This is a genomic window from Kribbella swartbergensis (assembly GCF_054784135.1).
This window is the reverse complement of record NZ_BAAGPM010000017.1, coordinates 701,941-722,314: the sequence shown is the minus strand read 5'-3', so window position 1 is coordinate 722,314 and position 20,374 is coordinate 701,941. Positions and strand designations below refer to the sequence as shown.

The window sequence follows — 20,374 nt, the reverse complement described above, 5'->3', positions numbered from 1 at the left end:
TGCCGAGCGTCCGGCCGCGCTCGAGGGTGAACGAGACGCCGTCGACCGACTTGACCAGCCCGTCGTCGGTCGGGAAGTGCACCCTGAGGTCACGGACGTCGAGGAAGGCCTCGCCGCGATCGATCCGCTGGACAGTGTCCTGGGCATGGTCCTGAGCACTGTCCTGGGCATGGTCTTGAGGTTCGGTCACGAGATGCGCACCCTCGGGTCGACGACGGCGTACAGGAGGTCAACGATCAGGTTGGCCAGCACGATGAAGAACGCGGCCACCAGGGTCACCCCGAGCACCTTGGGCAGGTCGTTCGCCCGCAGCGCGATGACGGCGTACTGGCCGATACCGGGCAGCGAGAAGGTCGTCTCGGTCAGGATCGCGCCGCCCAGCAGCAGACCCAGGTCGAGACCGAAGATGGTCAGGATCGGCGTCAGCGCGGACCGCAGACCGTGCTTCATCACCACCGTCCGCTCGGTCAGACCCTTGGCCCGGGCGGTGCGGACGAAGTCCTCGTTCATCGTCTCGAGCATGCCGGCCCGGGTGAGTCGCGCGTACGCCGCCGCGTACAGGAACGCGAGCGTCACCCACGGCAGGATCAGGTCGTAGGCCCAGCTGATCGGGTTCGAGGCGTCCATCGGGTTGGACCCGCCCTCAGCGGTCCAGCCGAGCCAGTAACTGAAGATCGACAGCGAGAGCAGGCCGGTGAAGAAGATCGGCAGCGACACACCGGCGAGCGCGACCGACATCAGTGACCGGTCCAGGACCGACCCACGTCTCAGTGCGGAGATCACGCCGGTACCGACGCCGGTGAGCAACCAGATCAGGGCGGCGCCGAACGCCAGCGACGCGGTGACCGGAATCCGGTCGACGAGGTCGGGCCAGACCGGCTGCTGGGTGAGGAACGAGTAGCCGAAGCACGGCGCCGGGCAGTGCTCGGTGGACGGGCCGTAGTTGTACTCCTGGCCGACGACCAGGCCTTTGACGAACCGGCCGTACTGCTCGTACAGGGGGTCGGTGAAGCCGAGCTTGACCGCCGTCGCGTGGATCTGCTCCGCCCCCGCGCTCTTGCCGACGTAGCGCGACGCGAGGTCGTCCGCGCTCGCGCCGCCGAGCCGCGGTACCAGGAAGAAGATCGAGAACGTGACGGCCGTGACGATGAAGAGCAGGACCACTGCCCCGATCACCCGGCGGACTAAGTATGCGAACACCTGGTCGGCCTGGTGGCCGGTGATCCGCAGGGATCACCGGCCACCGCTAGCCTTCACCTACCTCTGAGTGGGAAGTGTCGATAGGACGGCGGGCGACTACTTCGGGGCCACACCGAGTGCGGTGTAGTCGTACATGTTCTGGCTGTCGCTGATGAACACGTTGGTGAGCGTGTCCGGCCGGTACAGCAGGCCCTTGGCCCAGATACCCGGCAGCACGGCCGCCTGCTCCATGACCTTCTTGTCGACGTCGACCCAGATCTTCTCGCGGGCCGCCTTGTCGGTGGTCTCCAGCGCCTTGTCGATCATCTGGTCCACCTCGGGGATCTTGACTCCGAGGTTGGTGTTACCACCGGCGGCGCGGATGACCCGGCTGTCGACGATCTGGCTCAGGAAGCCGAAGCCGTCCGGCCAGTCAGCACCCCAGCCGTACACGATCAGGCCGAGGTTGTTGGCCTTCGCGAAGTCCGGCTTGCCGGCGTACAGCTTGGTGTAGTCACCGGTCGGGTAGGGCTTGGTGGTCAGCTTGATGCCGACCCGGCCCAGGGACTGCTGCAGCGACTCCGCGGTGGCCTTCTCCTTCGGCCGGTCCGCCCGGTAGCTGATGTTCGTGCTGAAGCCGTTCGGCATGCCGCACTTCGTCAGCGCTTCCTTGGCCTTGTCCACGTTGCCGTTCTTGTCGGTCTCGAACCCGTAGGTGTCGAACTTCTCCGCGCCCGAAACCAGCGGGGGCATCAGGTTGGTGGCGATGTCACCGCCGACCGGGCCGCCGTACGCGCGCTGATAGCCCTCGTGGTCGGCGGCGTACAGCACGGCCTTGCGGCACTCGATGTTGTCGAGCGGCTTGACGTCGCTGTTCAGCACGGTGAACCACAGCCGCGGGGCCGGGGCGTTGTCGGCGTGCGCCTTGAGGTCCTGGTTCGCCAGCACCTTCGCCTGGGTCTCCGCGGTCACACCGGTGCCGGCCATGTCGACGTCGAGGTCACCGGACTGCAGCCGGTTGTCGATGTCGGCCTGGTTCACGTTGTAGGCGATGGTGATCTTGTCCGGCAGCGCCTTGCGACCCGAGTTCGGGTCGGTCGCCGGGTCGTACATCTCGTTGCGAACCATCGTGATGCCCTTGTTCGGGTCGTGGCTCTCGAACTTGTACGGACCGGTGGAGATCGGGTGCAGCTGGTACTTCGTGCCGGTGTCCTTGGCCTGCGGCACCGGGGCCGTGGCCGGCAACTGGGCGAAGTAGTCGAAGCCGGCGAACGGCTTGTTCAGGTGGAAGACGATCGTCTGGTCGTCCGGCGTCTCGATCGCCTTCGCGATGCCGGCCAGCGCCTTGTCCTTGTAGGGGCTGAAGTCCTTCGGGACGTCGAGCAGGAAGTCGTTGAAGTACGTCGGGCCGTTCGGGAACGTCGTCTTGTCCATCGAACGCGCGACGGCGTACTTGACGTCCTTCGACGTCACCTCGGTGCCGTCCTCGAACTTCACGCCCTTGCGGATCTTGTAGGTCCAGGTCTTCGCGTTGTTGCTCGGGACGCCCGCTGCCTCGGCGAGGTCCGGAACGACCTCGGTGCCCTCGGCACCGGGAGCGGACTTGAAGACCATCAGCGGCCGGGCGTAGTTGCGCAGGAAGTTCCAGGACAGGCCGTAGTAGGTGTCTCCCGGGTCCGTGGAGTCCCACTTCTCACTGATGGCCATCCGGAGCGTGCCGCCCTTTTGGTCGGTCGGCTTGAACACCTTGCCGACGGCCGCGTTGTACTCGGCCTTGGTGGCGTCGCCACCACCGCCGGTACCGCCGCCGCCGCCGTTGCCGGAGCCCCCACAGGCCGCCAGGCTCAGTGCGACGGCCGCACTGACGGCTGTTGCCGTCGTGATGCGATTCCATCTCATCTCTTCTTGCACCCCTTTTTTCGTGAGAGCCAGGCTCCCTGGTTGGAGAGAAGTCCTATCGCGAGCGGGGGTCGAGGGCGTCCCGCAGCCCGTCGCCGAACAGGTTGAAGGCCAGCACCGTGACGAAGATGGCCAGCCCGGGCGGAACCATGTAGAGCGGCGCGACCTGGTACCAGTTCGCGGCGCCGGACAGCATGTCGCCCCAGCTCGCCGTGGGCGGCCGGACACCGACACCGAGGTACGACAGACCGGCCTCGAACAGCACGTTGGTCGGGATCAGCAGCGTCGCGTAGACGAGGATCGGTGCGACCAGGTTCGGCAGCAGTTCGGTGAACAGGATGTACGGCCGGCGCGCGCCCAGACTCCGGGCCGCGTCGACGAACTCCCGCTCCCGCAGCGACAGCGTCTGGCCGCGGATGATCCGGCCGATGTACGGCCAGCTGAAGAACCCGATGATGAACACGATCAGCGCCACCCGCAGCGCGTCACCGGTCAGGCCGAAGGCCGAGTCCGGGACCGCGCCGACCAGGGCCAGCGCGAACAGCACCAGCGGGAAGGCCAGGAAGATGTCCATCAAACGGCTGATCAGGGTGTCCACCCAGCCGCCGAAGTAGCCGGCGATGATGCCCATCGTGGTGCCGATGACCACCGACAGCAGGGTGGCCAGGAAGGCGATCAGCAGGGAGATCCGGGCGCCGTACACGATCCGCGCGAAGATGTCCCGGCCGTTCACCGGCTCGATCCCGAACGGGTGGTCCCAGCTGATCCCGTTCCACTTCCCGATCGGCGTCTGCAGCGACGGGTCGACCAGGTCCTGGTGGAACTCGTTCGGCGAAACTCCGACGATCTTGCAGATCAGCGGCGCGAAGATCGCGACCAGGACCAGGAAGACCACGAAGACGCCGCCGGAGATGGCGACCTTGTCCCGCTTGAGCCGCATCCACGAGATCTGCCACAGCGAGCGGCCCTCGATCTTGCGGACGCCTTCGAGTACGGCCTCCGGCTCGGCTGCCGACGATCCGGGCTCGACCTCGAGTGGCGTGCTCACGCGATGGGTTCCCCTGCTTCCTTCGGTTGGACCTGGGACGACGACCGGTATGGCTGCCGCCTTAACCTGCCGCCATTACACGCCGGAGTCAAACGCGAAAAGTGCTGCGTTGCCCGATCGTGATCGTCAGGAAATCGTCCCGTATCGTGGACTTTCGGCAGTAAACCACGAGGTCGCACCCACGGTCGTCAGGGCTTCGCGAACCGTTACTGTCATGGCATATTTGTGTCACGCCGGTGACTACAGACGGAGTCCGGACAGGTACAGGAACGAGAGCGGATTCAGCGCCGTGTCGACGTTTTCCAGGTTCTTCCCGGCGACCACCGTGAACCGTCCCTGCCAGGTCGGGATCACCGGTACCTCTTTCGCGAGCACACCCTGTAGCTGACCGAGCAGCTTCTCGCGCTCCAGTCCGTTCTGCTCGGTCGTCTCCTGCTCCAGCAGCGCCGTCGCGGCCGATGACCGGTAGCCGTTGTTGAACACCGCGCCGGTCCGGACGAACGGCGCCAGGTAGTCGTCCGCGTCCGGGTACTCCGGGATCCAGCCGCCGTGGTAGACGTCGTACGCACCGGCCCGGGCGAGCTGCTGGTACTGCGGCCACTCCGCGCTCCGCAGCGTCACCTTGAACAGACCCGAGGCCTCCAGCTGGCGTTTGAGCTCGAGCACCTCCTGCTTCGCGCCGGCGCCGTACTCCACCGGCGTCCAGCCGACCGTCAGCGGCACGGGTACGGCGATCCCCGCCTGCTTCAGGATCGCCGCGGCCGTGGCCTTGCTCGGGTCCCTGTACTCCGTCTTGAACGCGTCCACCTGTCCGCCGAAGCCGGGCGGCACGACCGAGTACAGCGGCGTCACGTGATCGCCGTACGCCTTCTTCACGATCGCCGGCCGGTCGATCAGCTGCGCGACGGCCCGTCGGACGGCAGGTTTGCGCGCGGTCAGCGACTTCATCTGGAAGGAGAAGAACCGGATCGCGGCGTAATCGGACTCGACCACCTGGACCTGGTCGTTCTTCCGCAGCTTGTCCAGCAGACTTGGGCCGAACCCGTGGAAGGCCAGGTCGGCCTTCCCGCCGGTGATCGCCTGGTACAACGCGGTCGAGTCCTTCAGCAGGGTCAGCTCGACCCCGTCGTTCCGTGCCCCGCGGGGTCCCTTGTACCGGTCGAAGCGGGTCAGCGTGATCTCGTCACCGGGCCGGTACGCCGTCAGTTGGTAGGGACCGCTGCCCATCGCCTTGGTGTCGAGCAGCTTGTTCGCCGGGTAGAACTCCTCGTCGACGATCGACCCGGCCGTCGTGGTCAGCAGGTACGGCAGCCGCGCGTCCGGGCGCTTCAGGTTGAACACGGCGGTCAGCTCGTCCGGCGTACTCACCGAGGTCAGCGACGAGAACAGCGCGGCCGGGCCTTTCGGCGTCTTCAGCCGCAGCATCCGCTCGAAGCTGAACTTCACGTCCGAGGACGTCAGCTCGTGCCCGTTCGGGAAGGTCAGCCCTTCCTTCAAGCTGCAGGTGTACGTCGTCGGCGAGTCGAACTGGCAGTCCGCCGCGTCCGGGACCGGGGTCGGTTTGCCGGGCATGATCGTCAGCAGGGTCTGGTACAGGTTCGCCTGCACGGTCCGCGAACCGACCTCGTACGGCCCGGCCGGGTCGAGTGAGCTGATCGCGTCGGTGGTCGCGACCCGGACGATCATCGCCTTCGGTGTCTCGCTGCCCTGGTGCGGCGCGTTGTCGTCCGGCTCGCCACACGCGGCCAACGCCAGCCCGAGCGCGACCGTCACCGCGACCCGCCGGCCCCACGACCCGATCACCATCTCACCCTTCCCCAGCCCGATACCCCAGTAACTGCCCCCGAGGGCACCAAGTGACGGTAACTCGTCAGTGGAGCAGAGTGCGCAGTGACTCCGGGGTGAGTGGTTCGAGCGAGTCGACCACGAGCCGCCGCGGTGCCTCCGGGATCGTCACCCACTGCGGTACGGCGACCACGTAGGCGCCGGCCGCGGTACCAGCCTCGGTACCCGTGTTCGAATCCTCGATCACCACGCACTGCGTCGGGTCGACGCCGAGTTTCGCCGCCGCAGTCAGGTACGGCTCCGGATGCGGCTTGCCGTTCGTCACCTCGTCACCGGCGATGATGACGTCGAACAGGTCCGGCGGCAGGTGCGTGAGGACAGCCTCGATCATCAAGCGGTACGACGCCGACACCAGGGCGCAGGGCACGTCCTCCTTGCGCAACGCCTGGAGCAACTCCATCGCGCCGGGCCGGAACTCGACCTCACGCCGCAGCGCCTCGATCACCTCGCCGAACATCCGCTCCGCGAGCGCCTCGGCGGTGATCACGCCGTCCGGGATCCGCGCCATCCACACCTTCACCGCGTCGCGCAGATCACTGCCGACCAGCTGCAGGCAGTCCTCGACGGTCCAGATCGCCCCGAGCGACCCGAGCAGCTCGATCTGCACCTCCGCCCACACCTTCTCGGAGTCGACCAGCGTCCCGTCCATGTCCCATAACACTGCCTGGAGACTCATGAGGCGTTGAAGTACTTGGCTTCGGGGTGGTGGACCACCAGGGCGTCGGTGGACTGTTCGGGGTGCAACTGCAACTCCTCAGATAGGTGTACGCCGATCCGTTCCGGCTCGAGCAACCGCACCAGTTTCTCGCGGTCCTCCAAGTCCGGACATGCCGGGTACCCGAATGAGTACCGCGACCCCCGGTAGGCCTGGTCCCGGAGCATGCCGTCCAGGTCGCCGTCCTCACCGCCGAACCCGAGTTCCTCGCGGACCCGGGCGTGCCAGTACTCCGCCAGCGCTTCGGTCAACTGGACCGACAACCCGTGCAACTCCAGGTAGTCCCGGTACGCGTTCCGTGCGAACAGTTCACCGGTCACCTCGGCGACCTTCGCCCCCATCGTCACCAGGTGGAACGCGACCACGTCGAGCTCACCGGACTCCCTCGGCCGGAAGAAGTCCGCCAGGCACAGGAACCGGTCCCGCCGCTGCCGCGGGAACTCGAACCGGTGCAGCTCGGAGTGGTCGGCAGGATCCAGGACGACGAGCGCGTTGCCCTCGGAGTAGCACGGCCAGTACCCGTAGACGACGGCCGCCTCCATGATCCCTTCGGTCAGGATCCGGTCCATCCACGACCGCAGCCGCGGCCGTCCCTCGGTCTCGACCAGTTCGTCGTACGACGGCCCGTCGGCTCCCCGCGTGCCACGCAGTCCCCACTGACCAAGGAACGTGGCCCGCTCGTCCAGGTAGCCGGCGTACTCCGCGAGCGGAATGCCTTTCACGACCCGCGAACCCCAGAACGGCGGCGTCGGTACGACGTTGTCCACGGCAACATCAGAGCGGGCCGGCACCTCGTCGAGCGGCCGGTCGAGGACGCGCGTCGCGGACCGGACCCGGCGTTCGCGCCGTTCGGGCAGCGCTGCCCCCGGCACACCACGTTTCACCGCCATCGCGGCGTCCATCAACCGCAGCCCTTCGAAGGCGTCGCGCGCGTACCGGACCTCGCCCTCGAACATGGAGCCGAGGTCCTGTTCGACGTACGCCCGGGTCAGGGCGGCGCCGCCGAGCAGGATCGGCCAGCGCTTGGCCAGGCCGCGCTGGTTCAGCTCCTCGAGGTTCTCCTTCATCACCACGGTCGACTTCACCAGCAGGCCGGACATGCCGATCACGTCGGCCTTGTGTTCCTCGGCCGCCTCCAGGATCGCGTTCACCGGTTGCTTGATGCCGAGGTTGACCACCGTGTATCCGTTGTTGGTCAGGATGATGTCGACGAGGTTCTTGCCGATGTCGTGCACATCGCCTTTGACCGTGGCGAGCACGATCGTGCCCTTGCCTTCGTCGTCGGTCTTCTCGATATGCGGCTCGAGGTGCGCGACACACGTCTTCATCACTTCCGCCGACTGCAGCACGAACGGCAGCTGCATCTGGCCGGAGCCGAACAGCTCGCCGACCACCTTCATCCCGGCGAGCAGGTCGTCGTTGATGATGTCGAGGGCGCTCTTCGAACCCAGCGCCTCGTCCAGGTCGGCCTCGACGCCGTTGCGCTCACCGTCGATGATCCGCTGCTTCAGCCGCTCGGCCACCGGCAGCGCGGCGAGCTCCTCCAGCTTGCTCGCCTTCAGATCCGACGCCTTCACGTCGGCGAACAACTCCAGCAGCCGCTGCAACGGGTCGTACCCGTCGCGCCGGCGGTCGTAGATCAGGTCGAGCGCCGCCTCCCGCTGGTCGTCCGGGATCTTCGCGACCGGCATGATCCGGCTCGCGTGCACGATCGCCGAGTCCAGCCCGGCCTGCACACACTCGTGCAGGAAGACCGAGTTCAGCACGTGCCGCGCCGCCGGGTTCAGCCCGAACGAGATGTTCGACAGCCCGAGCACGGTCTGCACATCGGGCCGCCGCCGCTTCAGCTCCCGGATCGCCTCGATCGTCTCGATCCCGTCCCGCCGGGATTCCTCCTGCCCGGTCGCCAGCGTGAACGTCAGGCAGTCGACCAGGACGTCGTGACCGGCGATCCCGTAGTCGCGCTCGAGGGTGTCCAGCAACCGCTCGGCGATCGCCACCTTCTTCGCGGCGGTCCGGGCCTGCCCCTCCTCGTCGATGGTCAGCGCCACCACGGCAGCGCCGTACTCCCTGGCCAGCGACGCGATCCGGGCGAACCGCGACCCGGGAGCCTCGCCGTCCTCGAAGTTCACCGAGTTCAGCGCGCACCGCCCGCCGAGCATGTCCAGCCCGGCCTGCAGTACGGCGGGTTCGGTCGAGTCGAGCATGATCGGCAGCGTCGACGCGGTCGCCAGTCGGCCGGCGATCTCCTTCATGTCGGCGACACCGTCCCGGCCGACGTAGTCGACGCACAGGTCGAGCAGATGCGCGCCGTCCCGGATCTGCGCCCGGGCGATCTCGACGCAGCCCTCCCAGTCCTCGGCCAGCATCGCCTCGCGGAACGCCTTCGACCCGTTCGCGTTCGTCCGCTCCCCGATCGACAGGTACGCCGTGTCCTGCCGGAACGGGACGTGCTGGTACAGGCTGGAGACGCCGGGCTCGCGCTGGGGCTCGCGTCGGTGGATCGGGCGGCCGCCGACCCGCTCGACCACCTGACGCAGGTGCTCGGGCGTCGTACCGCAGCAGCCGCCGACCAGCGACAGGCCGTAGCTGTCGACGAAGGTCTCGTGCGCGTCGGCCAGCTCCTCGGGCGTCAGCGGGTAGAACGCGTCGCCGGCGGTGAGCTGCGGCAGGCCGGCGTTCGGCATGCAGGTGAGCGGGATGGTCGAGTGTTTGGCGAGGTAGCGGAGGTGCTCGCTCATCTCCTTCGGGCCGGTCGCGCAGTTCAGGCCGATCAGGTCGATGCCGAGGGGCTCGAGGGCGGTCAGCGCGGCGCCGATCTCGGAGCCGAGCAGCATCGTCCCGGTGGTCTCGACCGTGACCGAGACGATCACCGGGATGGTGGAGCCGGCCGCGTCGAGCGCCTTCCGGGCACCGATCACGCTGGCTTTGGTCTGCAGCAGGTCCTGGGTGGTCTCGATCAGGATCGCGTCGGCTCCACCGTCGATCAGTCCGCGCGCGGTGTCGGCGTACGCGTCCCGCAGGGTCGTGAACGTGGTGTGACCGAGGGTCGGAAGCTTCGTGCCGGGGCCGACGCTGCCGAGGACGAACCGCGGACGGTCCGGGGTCGACGCGGCGTCCGCCGCCTCCCGGGCCAGCCGGGCGCCGGCCTCGCTGAGCTCGTAGATCCGGTCGGCGATCCCGTACTCCCCCAGGTTGCCGAAGTTCGCACCGAAGGTGTTCGTCTCGACACAGTCCACGCCGACGTCGAAGTACGCCCGGTGGATCTCGCGGACCACGTCCGGGCGGGTCAGGTTCAGGATCTCGTTGCAGCCCTCGTGGCCCTCGAACTCGTCCAGCGTGAGGTCGTACGACTGCAGCATCGTGCCCATCGCCCCGTCGGCCACCACCACGCGCTCACTCAGCAGCTGCCGCAGGTCGGCTCTCGACACGAATCCTCCCAGGATCGGGTATGGACACCGATCTCACATCGTAGTCGGCCTGCCGACACTTTCCGCTGGGCGTGAAACCGCGCGCACGGGACGCGCGTGAGCACGTAGGCTGGCAGTCCGGTTCCGGCGACCCGCCGGAGGATGGCACAGAGACGACAGGGGGCCTGCGAGTGGTTGATCTCGCGAACCTGAGGGACCCGGTCGTGATCGCCGCGTTCGCCGGCTGGAACGACGCGGCCGAGGCGGCCACCGGAGCGGTCGACCACCTGATCGACGAGTGGAACGCCGAGCTCGTCACCGCGATCGACCCCGACGACTACTACGACTTCCAGGTGATCCGGCCCGAGGTCGGCTTCGACGACGACGGCGTACGGCGGATCACCTGGCCGACCACCCGGGTGTACCTGGCCCGCCCCGAGGACACCGGCCGGGACGTGCTGCTGATCCGCGGTCTCGAGCCGAACATGCGCTGGCGCGCCTTCTGCCAGGAGCTGCTCGAGCTGGTCGACGAGTCGAACGCGCAACTCGTCGTCGTCCTCGGCGCACTGCTCGCCGACTCGCCGCACACCCGGCCGATCCCGGTCTCGGCGTCGTCGTCCGACCCGGAGCTGTCCGCGTCGTGGAGCCTCGAGCCGTCGACGTACGAGGGCCCGACCGGGATCACCGGGGTGTTCGCGGACGCCTGCGGCGGCCTCGGCGTACCGGCCGTGTCGATCTGGTCGGCGATCCCCCACTACATCGCCGGCAGCCCGTGCCCGAAGGCGTCGCTGGCCCTGCTCGGCAAGATCGAGGCGCTGCTGGACCTGCAGATCCCCGAGGGCGACCTGCCCGAGCTGGCCCGGGCCTGGCAGCGCGGTGCCGACGAGCTCAGCGAGGAGGACCCGGAGGTCGCCGAGTACGTACATTCCCTGGAGGAGCAGCGCGACACCGCCGACCTGCCCGAGGCCTCCGGCGACGCGATCGCGGCCGAGTTCGAGCGCTACCTGAAGCGGCGGAACAAGAATCACCCGGACTAAGGGCACGCGCTGGGCCCGGGACATCGGCGTCGGGCTGATCCGGCGGTTACTCTACCGTGGCGTAACTTCGCGGATCGTCCTATTCTCGTCGGACGACGGCGCCTGCGGGCGTGTGGGGATCGGACGGGGAGCGGGATGCGCAGGTCACGGGCTGACGAGCGAGGTGGAGGCTCGGTAGGGGCGCTGGCCGTGCTCGTCGTCCTCGGCGCCGTCGCGGTCGTCGGTCTGCTCGGCAACCGCACGCCAGACGTCGACCTCAGCACGCTGGCGAGTTCGACGACGCACGCGACCATCAGCACCGCCCCGCTGGATCCCGAGCCGTTCGCCGGCACCGGCGGGCTGGTCGTGCATCCGCGGGCGGAGACGCCGGTCTACACCGCGCCGGATGCGGACCCGTTCGCCAAGATCGGGCCGACGCAGTTCGGGCCCACCTGGCTGCCCGTGGTCGAGCAGACCGACGGCTGGGTCCGCGTCCTGCTGCCGTCCAAACCCAACCGCTCGACCGGCTGGCTGCCCGACCAGGATCTCGAGCGGGCCACGACGCCGTACCTGATCCGGGTCCACACCGGCTCGCGCACGATCGAGTTGTTCCGGCAGGGCCGGCGCCTCGGGATCTGGAAGGCCGGAGTGGGTGCCCGGAAGACGCCGACGCCACCGGGCCGGACCTTCCTGCTCGGCTCCATCATCGACAACAAGCGATCGGCCTCGCCGGTGGTGCTGCCGCTCGGCGCGCACAGTCCCACCCTCGACACGTTCGGCGGCGGACCCGGCACGGTCGCGATCCACGGCTGGCCGCGGCCGGACGTCTTCGGCGCGGCCGTCAGCGCGGGCTGCGTCCGCGTGCCGAAGAAGGCGCTCGCGCTCCTCCAGAAGGTTCCTCTCGGGACGCTCGTCCTGATCGACAGCACATAAGGACTGACCATGCGACGACATTTCGCACCGACCATCCTGACCGCCGCGGCCGTGACCGGCGTGGTGACGTTCAGCCTGGTCGCCAGTTCGCCGGTGGGCAACGCGGCCGCCCGGCCGTCGTCGGCGTACGCCGTCAGTGCGGAAGGAGAGGTCCCGATCGCGAAGACGCCCTACGCCGAATCGACCGACGGCCGCCGGCACAGTTCGTCCGCGCTCGAACTGCCGCAGAACCCGCTGCTCTCGGTCCGGGCCGGCACCGCGACGGCCGGCAACGACTCGGCGTCGGTCGAACTGTTCGACGTCATCGTCGGTCCGGACGTCCTCAGCCAGGTGAAAGTCCCGCCGGAGCTGAAGGAGACCTGCGCGAACCTCCCCGCGCAGGGCGCCGACGACTTACCGATCCCCGACCTGCCGCTGCCGAATCTCGGCCTGCCGCTGCCGACGCCGAGCACGGCAGACCTCCCGGTCAAGAATCTGCCGGAGCTGTGCAATCTCCTCCTCACGCCACCCAGCGCGCTGCTCGGCATCGACGCCGTCAACGTCTGGTGCTCCGGCGATGACGGCGGCGTCGACATCGGCTCACTCACACTGCTCGGTCAGACGATCTCCGTGCCGACCACGAAGCAGGAGGTGACGATCCCGGCCGCTCCGCTGGCCACGATCACCGTCAACGAGCGGACCAAGCGGCCGGACGGCTCGTTCACGATGACCGGCCTGACCATCAACCTGGGCAACGGCGCCCAGGTCATCCGGCTCGCGTCCGCCACCTGCTCCACGCCGGCCGCAAAGCACACCCCGAAGCCGACGCCGCAGCCGACCCTGCCGGCTCCGTTCGACCAACCCCCGGCCGCTCCGGCGCCGACTCCGGTCAAGACCCATCACCCGGTCACCGGGTAGCTAGAGCTCCCGGGCGGCGGTCGAGATCACCTCGTCCAGCACCGCCCGGGACCTGGTCAGGTCCGCGATCATCCGGTCGATCCGGTCCCGTTCGGCGGCCAGCTCGGTGACGAGATCTGGGGTCGCCCGTTCGTTCGGGCCGCCGTCGGGATCGCGCATGCACGGGAGCAGCTCGGCGATCTTCTTGCTGTGCAGCCCGGCGGCGTACAACTCCTGGATCAGGATGACCCGGTCGACGGCCCGCTCGGGATACTCCCGCTGTCCGCCCGGCGTCCGGTCAGACACCAGCAGGCCCTGCTGCTCGTAGTACCGCAGCGACCGCTCGCTCACACCGGTCCGCCGGGCCAGTTCGCCGATCCGCACGACCGATCCTCCCGCGGGACTTGAACCTGACATTGATGTCAGATTTTACCGTCCAGGTATGACGCTCTTCGACTACACCCCGATCACCGAACGACCGGCACTGACCTGGCCCGGCGGCAAGCGGGTCGCCTTCTACGTCGGCCTCAACGTCGAGCACTTCCTTCCCGGCGAGCCGTCCACCAGCATCTGGCCGATCCACCTCACCCCCGACCCGCTCAACCACGGCTGGCGCGACTACGGCGCCCGGGTCGGCATCTGGCGGATGATCGACATCCTGGACCGGTACGGCGTCCGCGCCAGCGTGCTGCTGAACTCGATGGTTGCCGAGCACAACCCGCAGATCATCGAGGCCGGCGTGGCGCGCGACTGGGCCTGGCTCGCCCACGGCTCGACCAACTCGATCCTGCACACCGGCCTGGAACCGGACGAGGAACGCAAGGTCCTCACCGAGATCGTCGGCACCATCGAGGCCGCAACCGGCCGCCGGCCGAAGGGCTGGATGGGGCCGGGGCTCACCGAAACCCACAACACCCCGGAACTGCTGGCCGAACTCGGGCTGAGCTATGTCCTCGACTGGACCAACGACGACCAGCCCTACCGGCTCAACGTCCCCGGCATGCTCAGCGTCCCGTACACCGTCGAGCTCAACGACCTGCTGATCTTCCCGCGCGGCATCACCGGCCCGGACTTCGTCCAGATGATCAAGGACCAGTACGACGTACTCCGCGCCGAGTCCGAGCACGGCGGCCGGGTGATGCCGCTGGCCTTGCACCCGTTCGTCATCGGGCAGGCGTTCCGCGCCAAGTACCTGGACCAGGCGCTCGAGTTCCTCGCCTCACAGCCCGACGTGTGGCTGACCACGAGCGACGACATCGCCGCCCACTACTCGGCCAGCTTGATCCCGAGCAACGCGTCCACGGCCTGAGCGACCAGCGCCGGAGCCTCCGTGTCGTCACCGTTCGTCTCGGCCCAGGTGTCGATCGCGGACAGCGCGGCGACGGTGTCGAGGTCGTTGGTGAGAGCCGCCCGCACGGCGTCCACCGCGGCCGCGCCGTCAGGACCCGAACCGCGGGTGACCGCGCCACGCCACACGTCCAGCCGCTCCTGCGCGTCGAGCAGCTCCGACGCGGTCCAGAACCAGTCCGTGCGGTAGTGGTGCGCGAGGAGCGCCAGCCGGATCGCCATCGGGTCGGCACCGGCCAGGCGCTCCTTCGACACCAGCACCAGGTTGCCCTTGGACTTCGACATCTTCTCGCCGTCGAGGCCGACCATCGCCTGGTGCACGTACGCCCGGGCGAACGGGTACTTCCCGGTCGCCACCTGGGCACCGCTGGCCGACATCTCGTGGTGCGGGAAGATCAGGTCCGAGCCGCCGCCCTGGACGTCGAACGTCATCCCGAGGTGCTCCAGCGCGATCGCCGAGCACTCGACGTGCCAGCCCGGCCGCCCGCGGCCGAGCGGCGAGTCCCAGGCGGGTTCACCCGGCCGCTCGTGCCGCCACAGCAGGCTGTCCAGCGGGTCCTGCTTGCCTTCGCGGTCGGGATCCCCGCCGCGCTCGGCGAACAGCGCGCGCATGGTCTCCCGGTCGTACCCCGACACGTTGCCGAACGACGGATCCGCCTTCACCGCGAAGTAAAGGTCACCGTCGACCGAGTACACCGCACCGGCGCGCTGCAGGTCCTGGACCGCGCTCGCCACCAGGTCCATCGACTCGACCACGCCGACGTAGTCCTGCGGCGGGATGACCCGCAGCGCGGCCATGTCGTCGCGGAACAACTGGATCTCCTGCTCGGCCAGATCGGTCCACTCGACCCCGGTCGCGGTCGCCCGCTCGAGCAGCGGGTCGTCGACGTCGGTGATGTTCTGCGTGTAGTGGACGTCGTACCCGGCGTCCCGCCACAGCCGGTTGATCAGGTCGAACGTCACGTACGTCGCCGCGTGACCCATGTGCGTGGCGTCGTACGGCGTGATCCCGCACACGTACATCCGCGCCGTCCCGCCGTCGGTCGGCGGCACCTCGACCGGCCCGCCCGAGGCGGTGTCGTAAAGGCGCAGTCGCCGGGCCGGACCCGGCACGACCGGGATGTCTGGTTCAGTCCACGCCTGCATGACCGAGAGCTTATGTCAGCCGGCTTTTCGCCGACGCGACACGGTTCACTCCCCGGTCCGGCCGGCCCGGCGCCGGGCCCTCGGCTACCCTTCCGCACCCCAGACCCGGAGCGCATAGGACTCGAAGCTCGTCGCCGGGCGACCGGTCAGTTCCTCGATGTCCTTGGTCGGCTCCGCCAGATGTCCCTCGTGCATGATCGCGAACAACGCGTTCAGCTCGACCGCGGCCTCCTCCGGCCACCCCTCGGCGACCAGCTCGTCGTGGTACTCGGCCGGGGTCACGGCGACGTACTGCATCCGCCGGCCGGAGACTTTGGCGATCGTTTCGACCGCGTCGCCGAAGGTGATCGAGTCCGGCCCGGACAGCTCGTAGATTCGCCCGTCGTGATCCCGCCCGGTCAGCACCGCCACCGCCGCGTCCGCCAGGTCCTCGAGGTCCACGAAGGGCTCGCGCAGGTCACCGGCGGGAAGGGCGAGCCGGCCGGCCAGCAGCGGCGCGTGCCAGAGGTCCTCGCTGAAGTTCTGGTCGAAGTTGTTCCCGCGCAGGATCGTCCACCCCACCCCGGAGGCCTGGACCGCTCGCTCGGCCTCCGCCATGCCGGCCCCGAACCGGCCGGCTACCTTGTCCATTCCCCGGCCGGACAGCGCGACGAAGCGTCGTACCCCGGCGTCCACCGCCTGCGCGACGAACGGCCCGATCGGGGAAGGGTCCTCCGGCGCGACCAGATAGACCGTCTCGACACCGCGGACGGCGTCCGCCCAGCTGGTCCGGTCGGTCCAGTCGAACCGGGTCTCGCCCGACCGCGAAGCGGCCCGCACGTCGGCGCCACGTTCCCGCAGTCTCGGCACCACCCGGCGGCCGGTCTTACCTGTTGCCCCTAGCACCAAAATCGTCATACCCAGAGTCAATCCGGCCCCGGCGCCGGAACCCATGGGCGACCGGACCGCGTGCATGTCCGTCCGGCCCACCTATCGTGGCTGTCGTGGATCCTCTCGCCGACCTGTTGCGCGGCCTGCGTGCCGAGGGCGCCGTCCTCGGTACGCCCGTGCTCGCCGGGCCCTACGCGCTCCGTTTCACCGACGGCGCTGCTCTCACCCTCTGCGCCCCACTACGCGGCGACGGCTGGCTCGTCGTCGACGGTGCCGAACCGCGGCTGATCAGGCCGGGCGAGACCGCGGTCGTGCGTGGGCCGGGCCCGTTCGTGTTCACCGACGATCCTTCCCGCGCCGGCCAGGCCCTGGATGTCAGCTGCGACGGCCGGATCGACTCCCCCGGGCCGGTCGACCACGGCACCGTCCTGCTGGCCGGCGCGTACCACGTCCGGCAGGAGCTCCCCCGTCGGCTGCTCGACGAACTCCCACCGCTCGTCGTGATCACCGAGGATCACGACTGCTCACCGTTGCGCGACTACCTGCAGGAGCGCGTCGCCGCCGGCGCCCTCGGCCGTCACGTCGTACTCGACCGGCTGCTCGACTGGCTGATGGTCTGCACCTTGCGCGACTGGTTCGAGGGCAATCAGCCGCCCTGGTACGACGCGCTCGGAGACGATGTGGTCGGGCCGGTTCTCCATGCCATGCACGGCTCACCGGCGGCAGCGTGGACGCTCGCCGGCCTCGCCGAGGTGGCTGCCGTGTCCCGCACGACCCTGGTACGGCGCTTCACCGAGCTGACCGGTCAGGCACCACTCGCCTACTTGACCGAACTACGGATGACACTGGCGGCCGACCTGCTCGCCGAGCCCGGCGCGACCGTCGCCTCGGTGGCACGCCGGGTCGGGTACGCCGACGCGTTCAGCTTCAGCGCCGCCTTCAAACGCGAACGCGGCGCCAGTCCCAGCACGTACCTGACCAATCAGAAGGCAGGCCAGGGAATGGCCGGCCAGTCGTCACTCGGGTAGGGATGCAGGCCGGTCTTCAGCAGCGTCGCGCAGCGCTCACGAGTCGCGGTCAACTCGACCGCGGTGATCAGCTCGCACAACTCCTGCCCGAGCCGGCCGGCGAGTTGATCGGCCAGCTTGCGTACGTCGTCCAGCAGGTCGGCCGGGATCGGTTCACCGGCCCAGCCCCACAACACGGTCCGCAGCTTGTCGTCCGCGTTGAAGGTGACACCGTGGTCGACACCGAACACCCGGCCGTCGCCCGGGTTCAGCACATGCCCCCCCTTGCGGTCGGCATTGTTGACCACGGCATCGAACACGGCCATTTTCCGCAACGCCTCGTTGTCCGCGTGCACCAGCGTCACCGGGTTGTGCCGGCCGTCGAGCGCGTCCAGTACGCCGATCCACCCGTCCGGCACCCGGCCCTGCGGAACGATGTCGACCAGCTCGGTCTCCTCCGGCCCGAGCTCGGCCTCGTCGATCCACAACTGCACCATGCCCTCACCGAGCGGCCCGTCCCGCAGCAACGTCGGCGGCACCAGCGACCAGCCGAGCGCCTCCGAGACGACGTACGCCGCGTACTCGCGCTGAGCCAGCGTCCCGTCGGGGAAGTCCCACAGCGGCCGCTCCCCCTGCACCGGCTTGTACACCACGGTCGCGGTCTCGCCGTCCTTGGCCACCGACCCCTGGAAGGTGCCGTTCGACGCGGCCACCAACCGGCCGTGCAGGGACAACTCCCCCTGGGCGAGCAGGTCGAGCGAGATCATTCCGGCAGATGCCTGCGGTAGCCGTTGGCGCGCGGGCAGATGTGCCCTTCCACGTCGATCGGCCGCCCGCAGAACGGGCAGCTGGGCCGGCCGGACGCGACCAGCGCGACCGCCCGGCGGGCGAACGCCCGGGCCTGCTCCTCGGTGATCCGGACCACGAACACCTCGGCGTCGTCGGACTCCATCGCGGCCGTGACCGGGTCGGTCTCCTCCAGCTCGGCCTGCTCGCCGGTGACGACCGAGAACACCTCGATCACCACCCGCTCCGAGTCCGCCTCCCAGGCCAGCGTCATCGTGCCGGCCCGGAACTCCTCCTCGATCGGCTGCTCGAGCGGATCGGTGTCGTCGATCCCCGCCGGAGTCACCGGATCCCGGTCGAACCGCCGGGCCACCTCGTCCAGCATCACGTCCAGCCGCTCCGCGAGCGCCATCACCTGTTCCTTCTCACAGGCCACCGACGTCAGCCGGGTCCCGGCCCGCGCCTGCAGGAAGAACGTCCTCGAACCGGGCTCACCCACGGTCCCGGCGACGAACCGATCCGGGTCGTCGTAGGAATGCACAACTCGCGCCATATCTGAACCCTATTACCGTCCGCCTACTACCGCGTCCGAGGACTGCTTCTTGGTCCGGCGCGACTTCGGTTGCGGCTTCGGGACCAGCGAGGCGAGTTCACTGCCGGAGTCGTTCAGGCGCACCAGAAACGGGCGGGTGGCGGTATAGGTGATGATTGTCGTCGACGCGGTGTCGACCACGATCCGCTGGAACGTGTCCAGGTGCTGCGCCAGCGCGTCCGCGACGATCGCCTTGATCACGTCGCCGTGGGACACGGCCACCCACAGTGCGCCGTCCCCGTGGCTCTTCGCCAGCGCCGCGTCGTGTTCGCGGACGGCGTCCACCGCGCGCTGCTGCATCGCCCGCATCGACTCCCCGTTCGGGAACGTCACGGCCGACGGGTGCTGCTGGACGACCGGCCACAGCGGGTCCTTCATCAGCGTGGTCAGCTTCTGCCCGGTCCAGTCGCCGTACCCGCACTCGGTCAGGCGCCGGTCGGTTGCCGGGCGCAACGCCTCGTGGTGTTTCGCGATCGCCGCCGCGGTCTGCTTGCAGCGGTCCAGCGGCGAGGTGACGATCGCCGCCAGCGGCAGCTCCGCCAGCCGCTGCCCGACCGCCTCGGCCTGCCGCAGGCCGGTCTCGTCCAGCTTCACCCCCGGCGTGCGGCCGGCCAGGGTGCCGGAGGTGTTCGCGGCGCTGCGGCCGTGCCGGACCAGGATCACCGTGGGCATGACGTGCACGTTATCCGGTCAACGCAAGCCGGGTCGTGCCTGGTGCCATGATGGTGGCGTGATCGTGGACTGCGGCGTGTACGCCGAGGGGGAACGGCGGGACCTGCCCCGGGATCCCGAGACCGTTGCCCAGGCCATCGACGACGACGGCCGCTGCTTCGGCTGGGTCGGCCTGCACGAGCCGTCGGACGCCGAGATGCGCCGGGTGCAGCAGTTGTTCGGCCTGCACGAACTCGCCGTCGAGGACGCCCTCAAGGCCCATCAGCGGCCCAAGGTCGAGCGCTTCGGCGAGGCGATCGTCGTGGTCCTGCGCACCCTCTGGTACGTCGACGAGGGCGACGCCGTGGAGACGGGCCAGGTCAGCGTCTTCATCGGTCCCCGGTACGTCGTCACCGTCCGGCACGGTCAAGGCGGCGAGCTGGCCACCGCCCGGCAGCAACTGGAGGAACGCGCGTCGATGCTCGGTCACGGGCCGGCCGCCGTGCTGTGGGCGATCTGCGACTCGGTCGTCGACGGGTACGAGGAGGTCGCCGAACAGGTCGAGATCGACGTCGACGAGGTCGAGAGCTCGGTGTTCTCGTCGGAGCGCACCAGCGACGCCGAACGGATCTACAAGCTCAAGCGCGAGGTGCTCGAGATGCGCCGCGCGATCCAGCCGCTGCGCGACCCGATGGAGCAGTTCGCCCACGGTGTCCCCGGGATCAGCCCGAAGGCCGCGCCGTTCTTCCGCGACGTCGCCGACCACGTCAACCGGGTCTCGGACCAGACCGAGGCCCTCGACACGCTGCTCAGCTCGGCGCTGAGCGCGCACCTGGCCCGGGTCTCGGTGCAGCAGAACGACGACATGCGCCGGATCTCGGCCTGGGTCGCGATCGCCGCCGTCCCCACCATGGTGGCCGGGATCTACGGGATGAACTTCGACAACATGCCCGAGCTGCGCTGGCACTACGGCTACTACGCCGTCCTGCTCCTGATGGCCGTCGCCTGCTTCACCATGTACCGCTTCTTCCGCAAGGTCGGCTGGCTCTAGTCC

18 protein-coding genes and 1 pseudogene are annotated in these 20,374 nt (G+C 68.9%); 6 read left to right on the top strand and 13 right to left on the bottom strand.

The genetic code is table 11. From position 1 onward, the window contains the following. The 7 genes and pseudogenes from ACYVOK_RS15340 to metH form a co-directional block, all read right to left on the bottom strand. Positions 1-190, bottom strand: a pseudogene (locus ACYVOK_RS15340) (hypothetical protein); the annotation flags it as partial. Continuing rightward, positions 187-1,200 (bottom strand): ABC transporter permease, encoded by a 1,014-nt coding sequence (locus tag ACYVOK_RS15335; RefSeq protein ID WP_460663064.1) that lies wholly within the window; start codon positions 1,198-1,200, stop codon positions 187-189. The pseudogene ACYVOK_RS15340 and the gene ACYVOK_RS15335, both read right to left, overlap by 4 nt. 96 nt (positions 1,201-1,296) lie before the next feature. Further along, positions 1,297-3,078: an ABC transporter substrate-binding protein gene (locus ACYVOK_RS15330; RefSeq protein ID WP_460663063.1), complete on the bottom strand. Its 1,782-nt coding sequence runs from the start codon at positions 3,076-3,078 to the stop codon at positions 1,297-1,299. Between the two features lie 55 nt (positions 3,079-3,133). Beyond that, complete coding sequence (locus ACYVOK_RS15325) at positions 3,134-4,126, bottom strand: ABC transporter permease (protein ID WP_460663062.1); 993 nt, start codon at positions 4,124-4,126, stop codon at positions 3,134-3,136. Positions 4,127-4,366: 240 nt separating this feature from the next. Beyond that, complete coding sequence (locus tag ACYVOK_RS15320) at positions 4,367-5,932, bottom strand: ABC transporter substrate-binding protein (RefSeq protein WP_460663061.1); 1,566 nt, start codon at positions 5,930-5,932, stop codon at positions 4,367-4,369. A gap of 64 nt (positions 5,933-5,996) precedes the next feature. Further along, positions 5,997-6,647 (bottom strand): HAD family hydrolase, encoded by a 651-nt coding sequence (locus ACYVOK_RS15315; protein WP_460663060.1) that lies wholly within the window; start codon positions 6,645-6,647, stop codon positions 5,997-5,999. Next, a complete protein-coding gene (gene metH, locus ACYVOK_RS15310; protein ID WP_460663059.1) occupies positions 6,644-10,117 on the bottom strand; it encodes a methionine synthase in 3,474 nt (1,157 codons plus the stop codon). The genes ACYVOK_RS15315 and metH overlap by 4 nt, the downstream gene beginning before the upstream one ends. A 170-nt stretch (positions 10,118-10,287) precedes the next feature. Here metH and ACYVOK_RS15305 point away from each other — a divergent pair, with 170 nt between their 5' ends. From ACYVOK_RS15305 to ACYVOK_RS15295, 3 genes are all read left to right on the top strand, one after another. Further along, the gene (locus tag ACYVOK_RS15305; protein WP_460663058.1) at positions 10,288-11,133 is read left to right on the top strand and encodes a PAC2 family protein; all 846 of its coding nucleotides are present in this window, start codon (positions 10,288-10,290) and stop codon (positions 11,131-11,133) included. Positions 11,134-11,268: 135 nt separating this feature from the next. Continuing rightward, a complete protein-coding gene (locus ACYVOK_RS15300) occupies positions 11,269-12,045 on the top strand; it encodes a L,D-transpeptidase (protein WP_460663057.1) in 777 nt (258 codons plus the stop codon). 9 nt (positions 12,046-12,054) lie between these two features. Further along, positions 12,055-12,942 carry a hypothetical protein gene (locus tag ACYVOK_RS15295; protein ID WP_460663056.1) on the top strand — a complete coding sequence of 296 codons (888 nt, stop codon included), beginning with the start codon at positions 12,055-12,057 and terminating at the stop codon, positions 12,940-12,942. On the opposite strand, the gene ACYVOK_RS15290 is transcribed toward ACYVOK_RS15295, so the two are convergent. Next, entirely contained in the window at positions 12,943-13,305 is a 363-nt protein-coding gene (locus ACYVOK_RS15290; protein ID WP_460663055.1) for a MerR family transcriptional regulator, read from the bottom strand. It abuts the gene before it with no gap. A gap of 58 nt (positions 13,306-13,363) precedes the next feature. On the opposite strand from ACYVOK_RS15290, the gene ACYVOK_RS15285 reads away from it, so the two are divergent. Beyond that, entirely contained in the window at positions 13,364-14,230 is an 867-nt protein-coding gene (locus ACYVOK_RS15285; RefSeq protein WP_460663054.1) for a polysaccharide deacetylase family protein, read from the top strand. Here ACYVOK_RS15285 and mshC read toward each other — a convergent pair. After that, on the bottom strand, positions 14,188-15,414 hold the full coding sequence (gene mshC, locus ACYVOK_RS15280; RefSeq protein WP_460663053.1) for a cysteine--1-D-myo-inosityl 2-amino-2-deoxy-alpha-D-glucopyranoside ligase: 1,227 nt from the start codon (positions 15,412-15,414) through the stop codon (positions 14,188-14,190). The two genes, ACYVOK_RS15285 and mshC, sit on opposite strands and share 43 nt — an antisense overlap. 84 nt (positions 15,415-15,498) lie before the next feature. Beyond that, positions 15,499-16,311 carry an NmrA family NAD(P)-binding protein gene (locus tag ACYVOK_RS15275; protein ID WP_460663052.1) on the bottom strand — a complete coding sequence of 271 codons (813 nt, stop codon included), beginning with the start codon at positions 16,309-16,311 and terminating at the stop codon, positions 15,499-15,501. Positions 16,312-16,397: 86 nt separating this feature from the next. On the opposite strand from ACYVOK_RS15275, the gene ACYVOK_RS15270 reads away from it, so the two are divergent. Then, positions 16,398-17,312, top strand: a complete 915-nt coding sequence (locus ACYVOK_RS15270) for an AraC family transcriptional regulator (protein ID WP_460663051.1) — start codon at positions 16,398-16,400, stop codon at positions 17,310-17,312. Here ACYVOK_RS15270 and ACYVOK_RS15265 read toward each other — a convergent pair. The 3 genes from ACYVOK_RS15265 to ACYVOK_RS15255 are packed head-to-tail and all read right to left on the bottom strand — an operon-like array spanning position 17,267 to position 19,341. Beyond that, positions 17,267-18,058, bottom strand: coding sequence for an SCO1664 family protein (locus ACYVOK_RS15265; protein WP_460663050.1), 792 nt, complete (start codon positions 18,056-18,058; stop codon positions 17,267-17,269). The two genes, ACYVOK_RS15270 and ACYVOK_RS15265, sit on opposite strands and share 46 nt — an antisense overlap. Next, positions 18,055-18,630: a DUF3090 domain-containing protein gene (locus ACYVOK_RS15260; protein WP_460663049.1), complete on the bottom strand. Its 576-nt coding sequence runs from the start codon at positions 18,628-18,630 to the stop codon at positions 18,055-18,057. Before ACYVOK_RS15260 ends, ACYVOK_RS15265 begins: the two co-directional genes overlap by 4 nt. A 12-nt stretch (positions 18,631-18,642) precedes the next feature. After that, the gene (locus ACYVOK_RS15255) at positions 18,643-19,341 is read right to left on the bottom strand and encodes a histidine phosphatase family protein (RefSeq protein ID WP_460663048.1); all 699 of its coding nucleotides are present in this window, start codon (positions 19,339-19,341) and stop codon (positions 18,643-18,645) included. Between the two features lie 58 nt (positions 19,342-19,399). Between ACYVOK_RS15255 and corA the strand changes: the two genes are divergently transcribed. Then, positions 19,400-20,371 (top strand): magnesium/cobalt transporter CorA, encoded by a 972-nt coding sequence (gene corA / locus ACYVOK_RS15250; RefSeq protein WP_460663047.1) that lies wholly within the window; start codon positions 19,400-19,402, stop codon positions 20,369-20,371. Positions 20,372-20,374: the final 3 nt, after the last annotated feature.

What these genes read in the sequence shown, in the direction of transcription:
- ACYVOK_RS15330 (WP_460663063.1), bottom strand. Translation starts at nt 3,078, where the DNA reads ATGAGATGGAATCGCATCACGACGGCAACAGCCGTCAGTGCGGCCGTC.
- ACYVOK_RS15320 (WP_460663061.1), bottom strand. Translation starts at nt 5,932, where the DNA reads ATGGTGATCGGGTCGTGGGGCCGGCGGGTCGCGGTGACGGTCGCGCTC.
- ACYVOK_RS15315 (WP_460663060.1), bottom strand. Translation starts at nt 6,647, where the DNA reads ATGAGTCTCCAGGCAGTGTTATGGGACATGGACGGGACGCTGGTCGAC.
- ACYVOK_RS15300 (WP_460663057.1), top strand. Translation starts at nt 11,269, where the DNA reads ATGCGCAGGTCACGGGCTGACGAGCGAGGTGGAGGCTCGGTAGGGGCG.
- ACYVOK_RS15295 (WP_460663056.1), top strand. Translation starts at nt 12,055, where the DNA reads ATGCGACGACATTTCGCACCGACCATCCTGACCGCCGCGGCCGTGACC.
- ACYVOK_RS15285 (WP_460663054.1), top strand. Translation starts at nt 13,364, where the DNA reads ATGACGCTCTTCGACTACACCCCGATCACCGAACGACCGGCACTGACC.
- mshC (WP_460663053.1), bottom strand. Translation starts at nt 15,414, where the DNA reads ATGCAGGCGTGGACTGAACCAGACATCCCGGTCGTGCCGGGTCCGGCC.
- ACYVOK_RS15275 (WP_460663052.1), bottom strand. Translation starts at nt 16,311, where the DNA reads ATGACGATTTTGGTGCTAGGGGCAACAGGTAAGACCGGCCGCCGGGTG.
- ACYVOK_RS15265 (WP_460663050.1), bottom strand. Translation starts at nt 18,058, where the DNA reads ATGATCTCGCTCGACCTGCTCGCCCAGGGGGAGTTGTCCCTGCACGGC.
- ACYVOK_RS15260 (WP_460663049.1), bottom strand. Translation starts at nt 18,630, where the DNA reads ATGGCGCGAGTTGTGCATTCCTACGACGACCCGGATCGGTTCGTCGCC.
- ACYVOK_RS15255 (WP_460663048.1), bottom strand. Translation starts at nt 19,341, where the DNA reads ATGCCCACGGTGATCCTGGTCCGGCACGGCCGCAGCGCCGCGAACACC.